We start from the raw sequence: 16,609 nt of genomic DNA on the forward strand, positions 1-16,609 counted from the left end.
GCAATGACAAATGGGGGTAGAATTATGATATCCGTCATATTTCCTTCTGACCCCCATCATGGCGCGGGTAGTGCTTTTGGCGGAACTTTGAGGTATCAAAAAACAAATAATTATGGCAACCTTAATAAATACTCCCGCCGTGTGGACCGCTCAAATGAGCACCGAGGAAAAAGTTACTGTATGGACCAAACTGGTAAACTTTGTAGCCACTCAAAAACAAAATCACACACTTTGGTTCTTTATTAACCTGGTGGTACAGGGTGTGCTGGTATTACCCATCCCTGTGGCATTGATCTACTACTTCAACGCGCCAGATTGGGTGCTGGCAGTAACCATGATCTGCTTCTTTGCCAACATCATTGTTAATATGGGTGGCGAGGGCATCAAAACCACCATTGGCTTTTTTGCTGCATCTATTGCCATCCACCTCATCATGATCCTTGCATTTGTACTTTAATAATTAATTTAAACACTCCGCGGCGGCTCTCTGGTAGAGCCGCTTTTTTTATCCCGCTGTTTTATGCATCAATTTCATATCCCTGTTTTAGGACTGGGTTTCTCTATTGATACCCCGCTCAAAGTTGGGCGCTATGGTATATCATCGGTAGTTTCGGTTGTGGATGATGAACTGATTGAGCGTATGCGCAAACATCATTGCCGCCAAAGCCAGTTACCTTTTGAGCCCATCCATAAAAATGCGCCCGATAGCCGTGCCCGCCGCATTACCGCTTACCTTAATCTGTTAAAGTATCTGGTTGATGAGCAATTTGACGAACTAAGGGCACAACAGTTTTATGCCGATACCGATCTGGACAGATATTTTAACCTGCTGCCGGATGACAGTCAGCTAAAGCAAGGCTATGACTTGCTGCGCGAGTTTCCGGTAAATGTGCCGCAGCGTGCCATTTTTGAAGCAATCTTACGCGGCATGATGCGCCCTGGTGCTATCGACGTGAATATTATGGCCAAGATTGACAAGATGAACTTTGACGCCAAAGGCCATTATACTGGCGATGCCAATACCGATGCGCTGGCCGCATTGCGTGGTTTTGCCGAAAGTAATCTATCATCATCGGTCATCTTATCAGCCGGACTAAATCAGCGCCTGTATGGCTACCTGGAAAGCTTCGAAGATTTTTATCCCGATGAAAACGGTGTGCTGAAAAAGAAGATCATCTTGAAGGTAAGCGATTTTCGCTCGGCACAAGTGCAGGCCAAGTTATTGGCCAAGAAAGGCCTGTGGGTGTCAGAGTTTAGGATTGAATCTGGTTTGAATTGCGGCGGCCACGCCTTTGCTACAGATGGTTTACTGTTGGGACCGATATTGGAAGAATTTAAACAAAAGCGCGACCTCCTGCAGGCTGAGCTTTTTAACTTATATCAGGATGCACTGATAGCCAAAAACAGGCTCACCAATATCATCCTTGATCAGCGCATCAGTGCCCAGGGCGGCATCGGTACAGCCGCCGAGCAGCAGTTTCTACGTAGCCATTACAGGCTGGATGCTACCGGCTGGGGCAGCCCTTTCTTGTTGGTGCCGGAAGCTACTAATGTTGATGACGAAACCTTGCAGCGTTTGACCAACGCCACGCACGATGATTTTTACGTGAGCAACGCCTCGCCGCTGGGTGTGTTGTTCAATAACTTCCGCAATAGCACGGCAGAGCAGCAGCGGCTAGCACGTATAGCTGCCGATAGGCCAGGCAGTCCCTGCACCAAGCGATTGCTGGTTAGCAATACCGAGTTTACGTCAGCACCGTTGTGTACGGCGTCACGGCAATACCAGGCGTTGAAGATCTGGCAGCTTAAAGCATCAGACCTGCCTGATGATGAGTTGCAAAAGCAAATTGAGGCCGTTACCGAGAAGCTTTGCCTGTGCGAGGGCCTGTGCGCATCAGCCTATATTAAAAATGATATGCTCAAGGCGCGCGAGAACAAGGCTGTAGCCATTTGTCCGGGACCGAACCTGGTGTACTTTTCTAAAGTGTACTCGCTGGATGAGATGGTAGGTCACATTTACGGAAAGACTGATTTGCTGCAAGGCATAGAGCGCTCGCACGTATTTGTTAACGAGTTGAAGCTCTATGCTGATTACCTGAAAAAGCTGATAGGCAACCTGGTTACCAATGCCGGCGATAAACAGTTAAAATACATCCAAAAGTTTAAAGCGCAGATGCTGGACGGCATCGGCTACTACCAGCGCTTGTTTGCCGACGTGGCAGACGCAGCTTTGGCGGAGATTGAAAATTTGAGGAAGGAAATCGCAGGTTTTGAGACGATGCAATTGGGTGATTGATAAGAAGATAGGTAATTATCAAAAAAAGTTGTCATTTCGATGAAGCAGCGGAGGGTGTGAGGGCTGGGGCGACTGAGAAATCTTTTCGGAGCGATTTGCCGGGATGCATGATCGAAAAGATTTCTCCTCATTCCAGGCTCAGCCCACCTCTTCATTCGTCGAAATGACATGGTTTCAAAATCGAAGAGCCACAAAATTTTGTGGCTCTTCGATTTTGCAGATATTACTATGGCAACCTTACCCCGCCAAGCTAAATAACTGCGTAGCTGGCTTATCTGCCCATAAACGCGCATCAAGCGCCATGCAGATATTGCGAAGAAAACGTTTACCCGTGTGGGTTACTTTTAACCGGTGCGAGTCCAGTTCTATCAGTCCGTCATCGGCCAGGTTTTGCATGCGTTCAATGCTGTCAAACAGGGCCATAAATGGCTCCTGGTGGAAGTTCCAGCTGGTGCGGCCTTTGCACATAATATCCAGCATGTGGCGGCGGATAATGAGGTCTTCACGGTTTAAAAAATGGCCTTTTGCTACGGGGAGGATATCGTTATTAATCAACTCCAGGTATTGCTCTACCGTTTTTACGTTTTGCGCATAGGCACTCCACGCATCGCTGATGGATGATACGCCCAGGCCAATCAACAGTTGGGTATATTGATGGGTATAACCCATGAAATTGCGGTGCAGATGCCCATTGGTTTGGGCCTTGTACAGGTTGTCGGTTAGCAAGGCAAAGTGGTCCATGCCAATTTCGGCATACCCCATATTGATGAACGCGTTGCGCCCAAATTCATACAACGCTGCTTTCTCCATCACGCCGGGCAGATCATGCTCGGTAAACTTGCGCTGTCCGGGTTTTATCCAGGGCACGTGCGCGTAGCTGTAAAAGGCAATTCTGTCTGGTTTTAGCTGCTTTATTTTGGCAAGCGTATCCGCCAGTCCGCACAAGGTTTGCAGCGGCAGGCCATAGATCAGATCGAAATTAACGGATGTATAGCCAATCCGGCGGGCTTGCAGCGTTACTGCTTTTACCTGTTCAAAACTTTGTATACGATTAATAATGAGCTGTACCCGCGGATCAAAATCCTGTATCCCCAAACTCAACCGGCGGAAACCCAGATCATAAAGCGTTTGCAAATGATCAACGGTGGTATTGGCCGGGTGAGCCTCAAAGCTGAACTCGGCCTGCGGGTGGATGTCTGCACCGTTCAGTATGCCATCCAGCAAAAGTTTCAGGTTGGTCGCCTTAAAAAACGTGGGAGTGCCACCACCCAAATGAATCTCTTTGATCACCGGTCGCGCGCCCAGTGCTTGCTTGTACATGGCCCATTCTTTTAGCAGTGCCTTGATGTATGGCGTTTCTACTCCGTGGTTTTTGGTAATGCGGGTGTTGCACCCGCAATAGGTACAAAGGTTCTCGCAAAAGGGGAGGTGCAGGTACAGGCTGATGCCATCGCTGGTGTTACTTTTTTCAAAAAGGGCTTTTACCGTTTGCAGCCATCGGGCTGGGTCAAACTCCTGCTTGTCCCAGTACGGTACGGTAGGGTAGCTGGTGTAACGGGGGGCGGCTACCGCATATTTTTTAATCAACTCATCCTGGCTTATCATAGCAGGTAATTGTTAACGTTATCTTCCTGAGGTTTTGAGGTGGCGGGTGTTGCGGTGCGACAGCCGCGTGCACAGGCACAGGCGTCGCCTACACATTTCTTGTCTTGCCACAAGTCCAGGTTTTTGATGGTTTGCTGGGTGATCTGCTGCAGCGCCTCTTTGGTTAAAAATGCCTGATGCGGTGTTACCAGCACGTTGGGGTGGTTAAGCAACTGCTGTAGCAGTGGGTCCTTATCGCGGTCATACTCATGATCGTCAAAAAATAGGTTCTTTTCGTTCTCGTAGACATCCAGGCCCAGGTAGCCAATGTGGCCGCTATAAACGCCTTCCACTACATCCACTGTTTTCATGAGCCCGCCGCGTGAGGTGTTGAGCAACATTACGCCTTCTTTCATGGCGGCAATGGCCCGGGCGTCTATCATGTAGTAAGTTTCGGGCGTAAGGGGGAGGTGTAGTGAAATGATATCAGCCTCATGATAAAGGGTTTGCAACGATACTTTCTCTACAAAATTCAGCTCCTGGGCGGTGTTGGCGTCATAGCCAATTATCCGGCAGCCAAAGCCTTTAAAAATAGCAGCCGTGGCGCGGCCGATGTTGCCCAGGCCAACGATACCCACCGTTTTCTGGTGCAGGTTGAAGCCCATCAGGTCATCCAGCCTAAAATCAAAATGATGACTTTGTTTGTCGGCACGCGGCAGACGGCGGTTTAGCGCCAGGGCCAGGGCAACGGTATGTTCTGCAATGGCTTGCGGTGAGTAAGCCGGTACACTGGCCAGCTTAATGCCGTGCAGGGCAGCGGCCTGTTTATCAATATGATCTGTACCTGCGCTGCGGGTGGCTATAAAGCGTACCCCCAGTTTGTTCAGCTCCTGTATAACGGGGGCCGAAACATCATCGTTTGTGAAGACAATCACGGCGTCTTTACCCTCGGCAAAGCCAACGGTTTCTGGTGTAAGCCGGTTAGATATCAGGGTGATATCGTGTTTCTTCTGATTGGCCTTGATTAAGTATTCTTTTTCAAAAGGCTTTATACTGTAGGCAACCACTTTCATGTTCTTTTGCTTTTATACAAAGCTACGGTGATGGTTGCGGGTGGGCCATGCGCGCCGTCAGCCCAAAAAATGATCAATATCAGTTTTTCATGCGGGCCAGCCGCTGCAGGTCAAGTATGCTGATGGTGCTACCTTTCTTTTCAATCAGTTTTTCGTCTTTAAAATCGCTCAGCGTACGGCTCACGGTCTCTGTAGCCATGCCGGCCATAGCGGCCAGCTCATCGCGAGAGATGCGGAACTGGTCTGGCGACGGCAGCTGATTACTCAGCCTTACCAGTGTTTGTGCCAGGCGCTTGCGTACAGAGTTGTAGGCCAGCTCCAACAGTTGCTCTTCTTTGTCTTTGATATTGTTAGCCAGTAGTCGAATGAATTGCCCGCTCACATCAGGGTAACGATCCATCAGGCCAATTACTGCATCTTTGGGCAGCAGGCAAATGGCGCAATCTTCCAGCGCTTCGGCGGTTTCGGTATAAGGCTCGTCTAACAGCAGCGCGTGGATGCCCAGGTAATCATCAGCACGGTACAGATTCATCATCAGTTCGCGCCCGTCTTCGGCCATTTTGTAGGTGCGCACGGCGCCTTCCATTAGCAGGTAAAGGCCTTGCGGCATGTCGCCCTCATAAAAAAGTACCTGTTTTTTCTTGATCTGACGGATCTTTCTGCCCGCAATCAAGTTCTTCAGCTCGGCAGCACCTTTGCCCTGACCTGCGGCCAGTTGCTCCAGGTTTTGGAGTGATTTACTGTAAAACTCTTCCTGCCGTTGTTTTTTTGCCAGGCGGCTTTCAATCGCGTTGAGCAGTTCCAGATCGTCAAAAGGTTTGGTCAGATAGTCATCGGCACCCATTTCCATTCCTTTCCTAAAGTCAACACGCTCGGCTTTGGCAGTCAGAAAGATAAAGGGGATGTTCATCGTGTCGGTGTTCTTACTCAGCAGGTAAAGCACACCATATCCGTCCAGCTCAGGCATCATAATATCGCACAAAATCAGATCGGGTTTGTGCTGGGTAGCCAGGTCTACACCCGTGCGACCGTTATCGGCTTCCAGGACGCGGTAATCGGCCAGGGTAAGTATTTCGGCTGTGCTTTCGCGGATGTCGGTATTATCCTCAATGATCAGTATTGTTTTCATGACGATTAGGGAAAGAAAGTGTAAATGATGTGCCCTGGTTCAGTTTGCTTTTAAAATCTATTTGTCCGTCCATCAGCGATGCATAGCGCAGCACAATGTTCAGGCCAAGGCCGGTGCCCGGAATGCTACCGGTGTTGTGCGCACGGAAGAAGGCCTCGAACAAATGCTTCTGGTCTTCATCGGGGATGCCGATGCCGTTATCTTTAATAATAACGATGAGCCGGTCTGCAACCAGCTCGGTATTAAACTCAATAAAAGTGTTCTCGCCCGAGTATTTGATGGCATTGCCAATAAGATTGATGATACAGTTTTTAAGTAAGCTTTGATCAAGCATTACAGAGCGTGCCGTGCCGGTATGCTGATAAACAATGTTTTGGTTTTGCTTGGCTATCAGCTGCATTTCTTCGGTAATTTCTTCGCCAAACTTTACCACATCAAATGCCTGAAACTGGGGTTCAACCTTGCCGGCTTCCAACCGTTCTAACGAGAGAAAATCATTCAGAATGGCGGTAAGGTTGCTCACCGAGTTTTTGATCTTGCCGATGTGTTTGCTGATAGCCGCCTGGTCATTCTGCTGTACGTATTTATCAATCAGTACGGCCGATAGCTGGACGGCGCTCAGCGGCGTGCGAAACTCGTGCGAGGCCATTGACACAAAGCGACTTTTCAGGTTGCTCAGTTCTTTTTCTTTTTCCAGCGATTGGCTTACCTCTTCTTTGGCCAGTTCCAATTCGCGCACGGTTTCTTTGAGTGAGAGGGTGCGCTCTTCTACCTGGTCTTCCAGGCGCGAGGTGTATTCTTTGAGTTTTTCTTCGGCTTCTTTTTCGCGGGAGAGATCATGGATAAAACCCGTGTAGATCTTCCGGCCAGAGAATTGTACCTCGCTCACCCCCAACCTGAAGGGGAACACCGAGCCATCTTTTTTCAAGCCTTTTACCTCGCGGCCTATGCCGATGATATGCGGCCGGCCGGTGTGCTGATAGCGTTGGATGTACTCATCATGATGCTCCTTGTCTGGCGGCGGCATCAGTACGCTCACATTTTTGCCAATTACCTCATGCGGTTCATACTGAAAAAGCGCACAAGCCGATGGGTTGATGGTCTCGATATACCCGCGGCCATCAATGGTGATGATACCGTCAATGGCATGCTCAATAATGGCTTTTAATAAGGCTGTATTCTCCATCGGCTATAAAAATGATCTTCATCACAAATATGCTAAATGAGGCCCTGATAATAAAATGACGGGCAACGGATCAGGGTGTGACGAAGATCATTTTTATAGTTCAAATATTTATTGTACAGAAATGGCCAATGTATCTGTTTGGGCTGATGCGAAGATGCCATAGCCGTTCACCACGTTTGTTGGCGGGTCTGTCAGTTCTTGTGAGGAGGTGTTGGCGTTGCTCTTTAGTGCATCGGCATAAACTTTATCTACGCTGTAAAGTATAGCGCGATAGGTGCCATAGTAGTTAAAGCTACGCGCATATACCGCCAGCGATGAGGCTTGCTTGGCATCAATGGTAAAGTTAACCGGCGCGTTAAAGCCCCGCCCGCTCACACTTGGCGGACTAGCCTCATCATTCATGAAAACCACCACATGGTTTAACGAGTCGGGGTTATCCCAATGCAAGGTAAATGCCGGCGGTAAAATAATACCGGGACTATTGGTGCTGCTGGGGTAAGCATAGTTAAAGTCTGTAGTGTAACCGGTAGGTTTGGCAGGCATCAGCGTGCTGGCGGTCACGGTTTTGCCGTCGTAGGTAAAGCTCAGTTTGTAGGTTTTTCCAGCCGATAGGATAGATGCATCCGAATAAGTATAGGTGCCGGTTGCGGTCTCGCTCAGTGAGTAGCTGCGCGTGCCATCGTTTATTGATAGTTTGAGCCCTGCAATAAGCGGCCCGTACACAGCGGTATCGGTAATGTCTTTCTGTTCGTAAACTTTTACGCTGATGGGCTGACCGGGAATGAGGTAGCCCACTACCACCGGTAGCACGCTGTTATCAACCGCTTGTTTGCGGCATGCAGTAAGACCGGCAAGCAACGCAAACATCAGTAATGTTGCTCTTTTTATAGTTATTTCCATTTTAAGCTGAGGGTGATGTTGGGGGTAAAACCTAAATATTTAACCACGGTGGTGTAAACCTGATTGTTGCGGATGTAGTACTCGTTATACCAGGTGTTTACGTGGTTGTAAACGTTAAATAATGACAGGCCGATGCTCCCGGTTTTGATGCCGTCAATCCGCAGCAGATCATAAGTGGCCGATAGATCAAGGCGATGGTAATCAGGCAATCTACCCGCATTTTTGCCACTGATGGTGAGGTAAGATGTTTTGTTGCCATCGAGCGTTTGCACCGTGTAAGCGCCCAGCGGAGCGGTATACGGGTGCCCGGTGCTGAAGATGAAGACTGCCGAGAAACTCCAACGCTGCCAATGATACATGTTGATGGATTTTACCTCGTGGCGGATGTCCTGATCAGAGTCGTAATAATCGCTTCCATAAACCGGGAACTTATTTTTGGCTTGTCCCAGCGTATAGCTGAGCCAGCCGGTGTAAAGTCCTGCCTTTTTCTGTAGTAAAAATTCTATGCCCTGGGTATAGCCTGATCCCTGGTAAAAATTCTCGGTAAGGGTAGTGGTGCTGCTACTGCCGCCGAAACCGCCAGGCCCGGCGCCGCCATCCTGCCGGATGGAATACTGGGTTAAGCCATCAAGTCTTTTATAATAGCCTTCTACATCAAACAGAAAGTCATCGGTTTCATAACTGCCGCCGGCAATAAAATGGTAGGCACTGCTCACAGGGATGTTGCTGTTGTTGGCCAGCACCCAGAAGTTGCGGTTGCCGCCGGTTACGTCCTCGCGCACCACCTGGTTGGTAAATTGGTAAAAGCGACCGGTGGCACCCTTCAAGCTGAACTTGTCATTCAGGTGGTAAATAAAGTTTAGGCGCGGCTCGGTATAGGCTTTGCCCGTGGGGCCATAGTAAGTGGTACGCAGTCCCGGTTGTACGTGCCATTTACTGTTCGGGTCATATTGCAGCTCAACATAGCCGCCGCCGGTCAAACCCTGGTTATGCTGATTGATGAGTTGGGTGGTATCGCTCTGGTAAGTATAGTCTATATGCAGTTGCGAGGAGAAACCGCCAAACAACCATTTCATTTGCTGGTTGGCCCGCCATTCCCAATCAGATTTTAGGCTAACATCGCTCAGGTGATTGTTTTCTACCGTTCCATTCAGCACGTTGCGGGTGGCACCGCTGTCGGTCAGCATGGCGTTGGTACCGCGGGTACGGTCGCTGTTAAAATCGGTGTAGCTAAAGGTGGTGTTGGCAAACAGCTTACTGCCAATGGTGCTGCCCCATTTAAGGCTGGCGCCGGTATTGCCCGATTGCTGATTATCGTTAATCTTTAAACTGGTAGCGTTGCCCGTAGCCATTGATGGCAGGTTCATTTGTCGGCCGTTATCAAGGTAGTCACTGCCATTATAGAAACTTAGTGCCAGGTTGTTGCGGGACGAGAACGTGTACGTGTACTTGGCGTTCACATCGTAAAAATAAGAGGAAGGGGTAGTTTGATTGCGGAAGCCACCACCACCAAAACCGCCACCACCAAAGCCGCGACCGCTCAGGCCGCCGAAGCCACCGCCAGACGGGCCGGTGGCTTCGGTAGTGGTGTTGAATTTGTTGAAGATCTTATCGTACAGCGGCCCCTGGTATGAGCGGCGCACCGCCACAAACACCGAGCTGTTTTTACCCACTGGTGTTTCTGCAAACAGGTTGGTACTGAGCAGACTGATATCGCCGCCAAAATTGGTTTCGTTCTTATTGCCGTCTTTACCGCGGATGTCTGTAACGCTGGACAAGCGGCCACCGTATTTGGCAGAGAAGCCACCTTTCATCAAATCCACATCGCGTACGGCATTGCTGTTAAACGCGCTGAAGAAACCATACAGGTGATCTACCTGGTAAACGGTAAAGCCATCCAGCAGCACGAGGTTTTGATCTGGCGTACCACCGCGTACATAAGCGCCGGATGACGACTCATTGGTGGCGCTCACCCCCGGCATCAGCTGAAAGGCGCGCATAATATCACGCTCGCCAATGTTGGGCAATTTATCCAGTGCCGATGGGGCCAGTTGCAGTACGCTTACCTGTTTGCTATCGGTATTAAGTACCCCGCTTTTTTTGCCGGTTACGGTTACCTCGTTCAGCGCATTCATGCTGGGGTAGAGGGAGAGTACCAACGCACTGTCTATCATCTTACTGTTCAGCCTGAAGGCATCGGGTTGATAGCCCACAAAAGATACATCAAGCGCAACCGTGTCTGATGGTACATTAAGAATGGTAAAGTTACCGCTGGTATTGGTGAGGGTAACCAGGTTGCTGCCGCGCACTTTTACGGTGGCGCCAGGCAGGGCCTCGCCGGTGTTCATATCCGTTACCTTGCCGGTGATGGGGAAGCTGAGGCGCTCCGGAGGTCCTTTAGGAGCCTCTAAGGTTATCACGGGTTTAAGGGCAGACGCCGTTCTGGTTAGCTCTTTCAGTCGTTTAAGCTTAGGCAGATCGTCCGGGCTTTGCAGCATGTAAATGGTGCCATCGTTCTCAATCCAGTATTGCAGCTTGTTAGCCCGGCAAACGTTCTGGAAAACTTCTTGCAACGATTCATTGAAGAAGTGGTTGGATACATCCATCTCATGCAGCGGTTCGCGCTCAAAAAAGATGGGGATGTGGTAGGTGGCAGCAATGGTATCCAGCATCTCATCCAACCGGCAGGTATAAAAATGATCGATAATGGTGTTCTTCAATACCTTTTTAGTGTGCTGTGCACTGGCGGTAGAACAGGCCAGAAAAATAAGCGGATAAAGGCAATAGTAAATTTTCTTCATACAGGGGTAATAGGCAAATAGTGACGTTTAGTGTTGATTCATACAGTGCAGTAAACAGTGTCTTTCGGGCTTTATTATGGGGGCGGGAGGATGTATCGACGTAAACCGGAAATTTATCGACAGGAACTAAAAATGGCGCTCACAGTGCGGCAAATGGCCCATTCGTCGACGGATTTTGCCTAACCGTAGATGCCTGTTTGCGGGCTATTGTCAATAAGCGTAACCTTGCCGGTAATGCAACAAACGCTTTCTTTCAGTCCGGGTAAACCCATCACCCTGATGAGCCATATTTTGGTATGGGCCATTGTGGGAGTGGGCTTGTTTTTTGATCAGCCCATGTGGCTCAATTCTATCATCCCGCTTCAGTTCTGGATCAAAAACTTCGTATTGCTGGGTTTATTGGTAGCTGCTTTTTATTTGAACGCCTATGTGCTGGTGCCCCGCTTTTTATTTAAAGACCGTACGCGTGAATTTGTAGCATTGCTGCTGCTCACACTTGCTGCTGTGCTCTTGCTGCTGAGCGTTACCGATACCGAGTTACGTATCCCGCAGTTAGTAGAAGCAGCATTTAAACAACATCGCCCGCCGCCGCACGCGCATGGGCGGCATTTTGATTTTCCGCTGCTGGTCATCACCGCGCTCATTTTGGGGGTAAGCACCACCATTACCGCTATACAAAAATGGCAGACCGATCAGCAATTGCGCCGGGAGTTGGAGCAGCAGAAAACTATTTCAGAACTCTCGTTCCTCAAAGCGCAGATCAACCCGCATTTCTTTTTCAATACGCTGAATAATATCTATGCGCTTACGGCGGTAGATGCTCAAAGCTCGGGCAAGGCGATCCATAAGTTATCGCGCATGATGCGCTACCTGCTGTATGAGACCGAGCATCAGTCTACGCTGCTGAGTAAGGAGATTGGTTTCATTAGTGATTATATCGAATTGATGCAGCTGCGTCTGAGTGATAAAGTGAGCCTCCTGTTTGACACTCCTGCCCGGTTGAATGATGTAGAACTGGCGCCCATGCTGTTTTTGCCACTGGTAGAAAATGCCTTTAAGCACGGTGTTAGCAGCCTGCAGCCCAGCAATATTCACATCAGCATTAAGCAAGATCAATCGTTGTTGATACTAAAAGTACGCAATACACTGTTTGCAGACTTGCCGTCAGGACGTACCACTGAAAGCAGCGGCATTGGTTTGGCTAATACCCGCCGCCGGTTAGATCTGTTGTATCCAGAGCGGTATCGTCTGGAGGTTAATCCCTGTACCACAGATCTGCATTATGAAGTTCAACTAACCCTAAGTTTACAATGATACTGCGCTGCATTGCCATAGATGATGAGCCACTGGCGTTAAACCTGCTTAAAGGATTTATTGAGCGCACGCCGTTCCTGGAACTGGAAGGCAGTTTCCTGAGTGCGGTTGATGCGCTGAATTTTGTGAGGCGCACGCCGGTTGACCTGATATTTTCAGACATTCAGCTACCGGATATGGACGGTATTGAACTGGCCCGGGCTTTGGAGGCCGAGTCTCACATTTCTCGCGTCATTTTTACCACGGCCTACAACCAGTTTGCATTGGAAAGTTATAAGGTTGATGCGCTGGATTACTTGCTCAAACCATTTGATTATGATGACTTTTTGAAAGCAGCACAAAAGGCAGAGCGATATCAATCATTACTTAACCGGGCCGGCGGGGCAGAAGAGGAGCAATACTTGTTTGTGCGTGTAGAGTATCAGCTGGTGCGCGTGCCGCTGAGCGATATTCTGTTTATTGAAGGACTAAAAGACTATGCCAAAATCTCGCTTAAAGATACGCCCAAACCCTTGCTTACGCTGATGAGCCTTAAAGCGCTGGAAGAAAAGCTGCCGGCCAAGCGTTTTATGCGGGTGCACCGGTCGTTCATTGCTTCGCTGGACAAGATCAGTTCTGTTACCCGTAATACCCTGCATATTGGCGACAGGCAGGTGACCATTGGCGAGGTGTACAAAGAAGCTTTTAACCAGGTGACCGGCAAATGGCTGGAAAAGGCCGATTAGCATCGTTTTTTAATCGTTAGCTTTTTAGCAAAAACAAAGTTAATTTTGGGTAGATAAACTACCCTGGCTGGAAGATAACCCCCTCATCTCCGCCGAAAAACTTTTAACGATTAATACCATGGAAACAAAGATTTGCGAGCACCTCAATAACATTGAAGAAGTTAAGATTGGTGATGATTACGTGTGCGAAGAGTGTGTTAAACACGGCGGCCATTGGCTGCACCTGCGCACCTGCCAAACCTGCGGTATTACGTTGTGTTGCGACTCATCGCCTATGAAACATATGACGGCGCATTTCCATGAAACGGGGCACCCCGTAATTGCTTCGGCCGAGCCGGGAGAACGTTGGTTGTGGTGCAATGCAGATGGTATTATGGTAGAGTATTAAGCTTTACAATTTTACCGGCTTACCTTGCCCGTTAACCAGGAGGCAGGGTTATTGTTGTTGCATCGCAAGCAATAACACGCTATCTTAGATTAACATTTTACCTCAAAACAAATCTTGCCATGCCCCAAATTACTGTCGACCGGTTACAGGCGGTAGAAGCTTTACATGAAGTGCCGCCAGAACAGCTGGAATGGATGATAGCCGCCGGCAAAGCCCGCCAAATTGCTGCCGGCGAAATATTGTTTAACATGGATGCCGCGTTGGATAAAACCTATTTCCTGCTGGAAGGCAAGGTGCGCCTCGGGCTCATCCAAAAGAAAAATTTTAAAGAGGCAGCCATTATGGAGCCCGGCGCAGTTATGGGTTATCTGCCTTTCTCGCGCGGCAAAACCGCTGTGGTAAATGCCGAGTGTATTAAAGATTGCCTGGTGCTGGAAGTGCCAGCGGATGAGATCAGGAAGGCCATCCGCCTGCACTTTGAGCTGACCGAAGCCCTGGTGCACGTAATGACTAACCGTGTGCGCATGTATACCACCCAGCAGCAGCAGATTGAAAAAATGGCGGCCCTGGGTAAACTGTCTGCCGGTTTGGCGCATGAGCTGAATAACCCGGTAGCGTCTATCATTCGTAACGCGGCGTTTTTGTTAGATAAGTTAGACCATTTTGCGGAGATGTTTGAGCAATTGGCGGCACTATGTATCGATCCGGAACAGGTAAAAGAACTGGAACATAAGGTAACTGCTCTGCTGAAACAACCGGAGAGACCTGCGCTGTCTATGATGGAGCGTGCCGAACTGGAGGATGAGCTGAGCATGCAACTGGAAAGCTACCAGATAGCCGACTATTGCCTGGTAGAAACATTGGCCGATTGTGGCTTTCAGCCGGATGAAATTACGTCTGTAACCGACCTGGTGCCGCCCGAAAGCGTGGAAACCGTATTGGGCTGGGTGAACCATCAGCTCAATGTGCGCAAAACAGTTAAAGATATTAAAGAGGCTTCCGAGCGTATCTCGGGACTGGTGACGGCCATTAAAGGTTTTAGTCACATGGATCAGGGTACGGACAAGCAGGCGGTAGATATTCATGCAGGCCTGGAGAATACCCTCATTATTATGGAATACAAACTGCGTAAATCTAAAATTGAAGTAATACGTGAGTTTGATCAGGGCTTGCCGCGCGTAATGGCCGTGGTAGGGGAGATGAACCAGGTGTGGACCAATATTATAGATAACGCTATTGATGCCATGGAAACTAACGGTACTGGCAAGCTCACCATAAAAACCGGAAAGGACGCGCGTAACGTTTACGTACAGATCAGCGATAATGGTCCCGGTATTCCCGAGGATATCCAGACCCGTATTTATGATCCGTTTTTTACCACTAAAGAAGTGGGCAAGGGTACCGGCCTGGGGCTGGATGTGGTGATGCGCATTGTTACCCAGCACCGTGGTGCTATCAAACTAAAAACATCTGATCAGGGCACTACATTTTTTATCTGTCTGCCCGTTCAGGATAACTTGAATCAACATTTATCAGTTTAAATGAAATTACCCATCATATTTGTTGTAGATGACGACCAGTTTGTGCTTCGTGCTATCAGTCGCGATTTGCGCACGCAGTATCATCAGCAATACCGAATTTTAAGTACCACCTCTGTTAAAGAGGCTCTGGATAATCTGCTCGAACTTAAAAATAAGGGCGAGGAGATTGCCCTTTTTGTATCAGACCAACGCATGCCCGAAATGGAGGGCGTTGATTTTTTATGCAAGGCGATGGATTATTACCCCAACGCCAAACGCGTACTGCTAACGGCCTATTCTGATACCCAGGCGGCCATCAAGGCCATTAACGAGGTAAAGCTCGACTATTACCTGATTAAACCCTGGGACCCTCCGCAAGAGAAACTATACCCGGTAATTGACGATCTGCTAGACGATTGGCAGGGCAGTTACGTTCCTGATTTTAAAGGCATCAAGCTGATTGGCTACAACTTTTCACCGCAAACGCACCTTATCAAAGAGTTTTTGTCTGGCAATCTGGTGCCTTACAAGTGGATTGAGCAGGACGCAGAGGAAGCACAAAAGTTAATGCAATTTAATAGCATCTGCGGTGCTGATTTGCCGGTGATGTTTTACGAAGATGGTAGCTTTTGCAAGCAACCACGTGTGCCGGAAATTGCCGAGAAGATAGGGTTGAGCCCGGAGATTAAGAACGAGATGTACGATGTGGTGATCATCGGCGCTGGTCCGGCGGGTTTGGCGGCATCAGTTTATGGTGCATCAGAGGGATTGAAAACCCTGCTGATAGAGCGCCATGCACCAGGCGGACAGGCCGGTACAAGTTCGCGCATTGAGAACTACCTGGGTTTCCCTAACGGATTGAGCGGCTCTGATTTGACCCGCCGTGCAATTACCCAGGCTACGCGTTTCGGTGCCGATTTTCTGGCACCACGCGAGGTAAAAGAAATTCGCCTGAAAGATGGTTACAAAACGCTGGTAATGGAGGACGATGCCACCGTATCAACCCGTGCCATTGTAATTACCACCGGGGTAGATTACCGAAAGTTAGAGAACAAAGGTATTGCCGATTTTACCGGTGCTGGCGTTTATTACGGTGCAGCCACTACCGAGGCGTCATCCTGTAAGGGTAAAGATGTCTACATTGTAGGCGGCGGTAACTCTGCCGGGCAGGCGGCCATGTATTTGTCTAAGTTTGCCAAACAGGTATATATCATTATCCGCAAGCCAGATCTAACGTCGAGCATGTCATCGTACTTGATTGATCAGATTAAGCAGGTAGAGAACATTACCCTGTTGCCCAACCGCGAGATTGGGGAGGCCTGTGGTAGCGAAAAACTGGAAAACCTGTCTATCCATGATTTTGAGCGCGATGTAACCGAAGTAGTAAAGGCCGATGCCTTGTACGTGTTTATCGGTACCCGGCCGTTTACAGATTGGCTGAGCCAGGTGATTATCAAAAACGATAAAGGCTTTATTGAGACCGGCCGCGAGCTGAACCGTTACGAGCAGTTTAACAAAGTATGGAAAACCCCGCGCGATCCGTACCTGCTGGAAACCAGTTGTCCCGGCATTTTTGCCGCAGGCGATGTGCGTGCCGGCACCATGAACCGAGTGGCATCAGCCGTAGGCGAAGGCTCTATGGCCATCAGCTTTGTGCATAAGTACCTGGCTGAGGTATAACAATTGCAAGAAA

At 49.1% G+C, this 16,609-nt stretch carries 13 protein-coding genes; 7 read left to right on the plus strand and 6 right to left on the minus strand.

Annotated features, from left to right (window positions below; translation table 11 throughout):
- The first annotated feature begins 112 nt into the window (after positions 1-112).
- A complete protein-coding gene (locus tag ABZR88_RS05605) occupies positions 113-457 on the plus strand; it encodes a hypothetical protein (RefSeq protein WP_107828396.1) in 345 nt (114 codons plus the stop codon).
- A 63-nt stretch (positions 458-520) separates the two neighbouring features.
- A complete protein-coding gene (locus ABZR88_RS05610; protein WP_107828395.1) occupies positions 521-2,296 on the plus strand; it encodes a hypothetical protein in 1,776 nt (591 codons plus the stop codon).
- Between the two features lie 237 nt (positions 2,297-2,533).
- Here the strand turns inward: ABZR88_RS05610 and hemN are convergent, their stop codons facing one another.
- The 6 genes from hemN to ABZR88_RS05640 all read right to left on the minus strand — a co-directional run bounded on the left by hemN (position 2,534) and on the right by ABZR88_RS05640 (position 10,969).
- Positions 2,534-3,901: an oxygen-independent coproporphyrinogen III oxidase gene (hemN, locus tag ABZR88_RS05615; RefSeq protein WP_107828394.1), complete on the minus strand. Its 1,368-nt coding sequence runs from the start codon at positions 3,899-3,901 to the stop codon at positions 2,534-2,536.
- Positions 3,898-4,953, minus strand: a complete 1,056-nt coding sequence (locus tag ABZR88_RS05620; protein WP_107828393.1) for a 2-hydroxyacid dehydrogenase — start codon at positions 4,951-4,953, stop codon at positions 3,898-3,900. The genes hemN and ABZR88_RS05620 overlap by 4 nt, the downstream gene beginning before the upstream one ends.
- A gap of 79 nt (positions 4,954-5,032) precedes the next feature.
- Entirely contained in the window at positions 5,033-6,082 is a 1,050-nt protein-coding gene (locus ABZR88_RS05625; RefSeq protein ID WP_107828392.1) for a response regulator, read from the minus strand.
- The gene (locus ABZR88_RS05630; RefSeq protein ID WP_107828391.1) at positions 6,060-7,268 is read right to left on the minus strand and encodes a PAS domain-containing sensor histidine kinase; all 1,209 of its coding nucleotides are present in this window, start codon (positions 7,266-7,268) and stop codon (positions 6,060-6,062) included. The genes ABZR88_RS05625 and ABZR88_RS05630 overlap by 23 nt, the downstream gene beginning before the upstream one ends.
- Positions 7,269-7,376: 108 nt before the next feature.
- Positions 7,377-8,168, minus strand: coding sequence for a DUF4249 family protein (locus ABZR88_RS05635; RefSeq protein WP_107828390.1), 792 nt, complete (start codon positions 8,166-8,168; stop codon positions 7,377-7,379).
- Positions 8,159-10,969, minus strand: a complete 2,811-nt coding sequence (locus tag ABZR88_RS05640) for a carboxypeptidase-like regulatory domain-containing protein (RefSeq protein ID WP_107828389.1) — start codon at positions 10,967-10,969, stop codon at positions 8,159-8,161. The genes ABZR88_RS05635 and ABZR88_RS05640 overlap by 10 nt, the downstream gene beginning before the upstream one ends.
- Before the next feature lie 234 nt (positions 10,970-11,203).
- Here ABZR88_RS05640 and ABZR88_RS05645 point away from each other — a divergent pair, with 234 nt between their 5' ends.
- From ABZR88_RS05645 to ABZR88_RS05665, 5 genes are all read left to right on the plus strand, one after another.
- Positions 11,204-12,283, plus strand: coding sequence for a sensor histidine kinase (locus ABZR88_RS05645; RefSeq protein WP_107828482.1), 1,080 nt, complete (start codon positions 11,204-11,206; stop codon positions 12,281-12,283).
- Positions 12,280-13,008, plus strand: a complete 729-nt coding sequence (locus ABZR88_RS05650; RefSeq protein ID WP_107828388.1) for a LytTR family DNA-binding domain-containing protein — start codon at positions 12,280-12,282, stop codon at positions 13,006-13,008. The genes ABZR88_RS05645 and ABZR88_RS05650 overlap by 4 nt, the downstream gene beginning before the upstream one ends.
- 118 nt (positions 13,009-13,126) lie before the next feature.
- On the plus strand, positions 13,127-13,396 hold the full coding sequence (locus ABZR88_RS05655; protein WP_107828387.1) for a UBP-type zinc finger domain-containing protein: 270 nt from the start codon (positions 13,127-13,129) through the stop codon (positions 13,394-13,396).
- Positions 13,397-13,515: 119 nt separating this feature from the next.
- On the plus strand, positions 13,516-14,937 hold the full coding sequence (locus tag ABZR88_RS05660; RefSeq protein ID WP_107828386.1) for a sensor histidine kinase: 1,422 nt from the start codon (positions 13,516-13,518) through the stop codon (positions 14,935-14,937).
- A complete protein-coding gene (locus tag ABZR88_RS05665) occupies positions 14,938-16,596 on the plus strand; it encodes an FAD-dependent oxidoreductase (protein WP_107828385.1) in 1,659 nt (552 codons plus the stop codon).
- The last annotated feature ends 13 nt before the right edge of the window (positions 16,597-16,609 follow it).

Source organism: Mucilaginibacter yixingensis (assembly GCF_041080815.1).
Taxonomy (GTDB): domain Bacteria; phylum Bacteroidota; class Bacteroidia; order Sphingobacteriales; family Sphingobacteriaceae; genus Mucilaginibacter; species Mucilaginibacter yixingensis.

Coding starts and splice junctions, on each gene's coding strand:
- ABZR88_RS05635 (WP_107828390.1), bottom strand. CDS start 8,168: ATGGAAATAACTATAAAAAGAGCAACATTACTGATGTTTGCGTTGCTT.
- ABZR88_RS05605 (WP_107828396.1), top strand. CDS start 113: ATGGCAACCTTAATAAATACTCCCGCCGTGTGGACCGCTCAAATGAGC.
- ABZR88_RS05625 (WP_107828392.1), bottom strand. CDS start 6,082: ATGAAAACAATACTGATCATTGAGGATAATACCGACATCCGCGAAAGC.
- ABZR88_RS05645 (WP_107828482.1), top strand. CDS start 11,204: ATGCAACAAACGCTTTCTTTCAGTCCGGGTAAACCCATCACCCTGATG.
- ABZR88_RS05630 (WP_107828391.1), bottom strand. CDS start 7,268: ATGGAGAATACAGCCTTATTAAAAGCCATTATTGAGCATGCCATTGAC.
- hemN (WP_107828394.1), bottom strand. CDS start 3,901: ATGATAAGCCAGGATGAGTTGATTAAAAAATATGCGGTAGCCGCCCCC.
- ABZR88_RS05665 (WP_107828385.1), top strand. CDS start 14,938: ATGAAATTACCCATCATATTTGTTGTAGATGACGACCAGTTTGTGCTT.
- ABZR88_RS05640 (WP_107828389.1), bottom strand. CDS start 10,969: ATGAAGAAAATTTACTATTGCCTTTATCCGCTTATTTTTCTGGCCTGT.
- ABZR88_RS05610 (WP_107828395.1), top strand. CDS start 521: ATGCATCAATTTCATATCCCTGTTTTAGGACTGGGTTTCTCTATTGAT.
- ABZR88_RS05650 (WP_107828388.1), top strand. CDS start 12,280: ATGATACTGCGCTGCATTGCCATAGATGATGAGCCACTGGCGTTAAAC.
- ABZR88_RS05655 (WP_107828387.1), top strand. CDS start 13,127: ATGGAAACAAAGATTTGCGAGCACCTCAATAACATTGAAGAAGTTAAG.
- ABZR88_RS05620 (WP_107828393.1), bottom strand. CDS start 4,953: ATGAAAGTGGTTGCCTACAGTATAAAGCCTTTTGAAAAAGAATACTTA.
- ABZR88_RS05660 (WP_107828386.1), top strand. CDS start 13,516: ATGCCCCAAATTACTGTCGACCGGTTACAGGCGGTAGAAGCTTTACAT.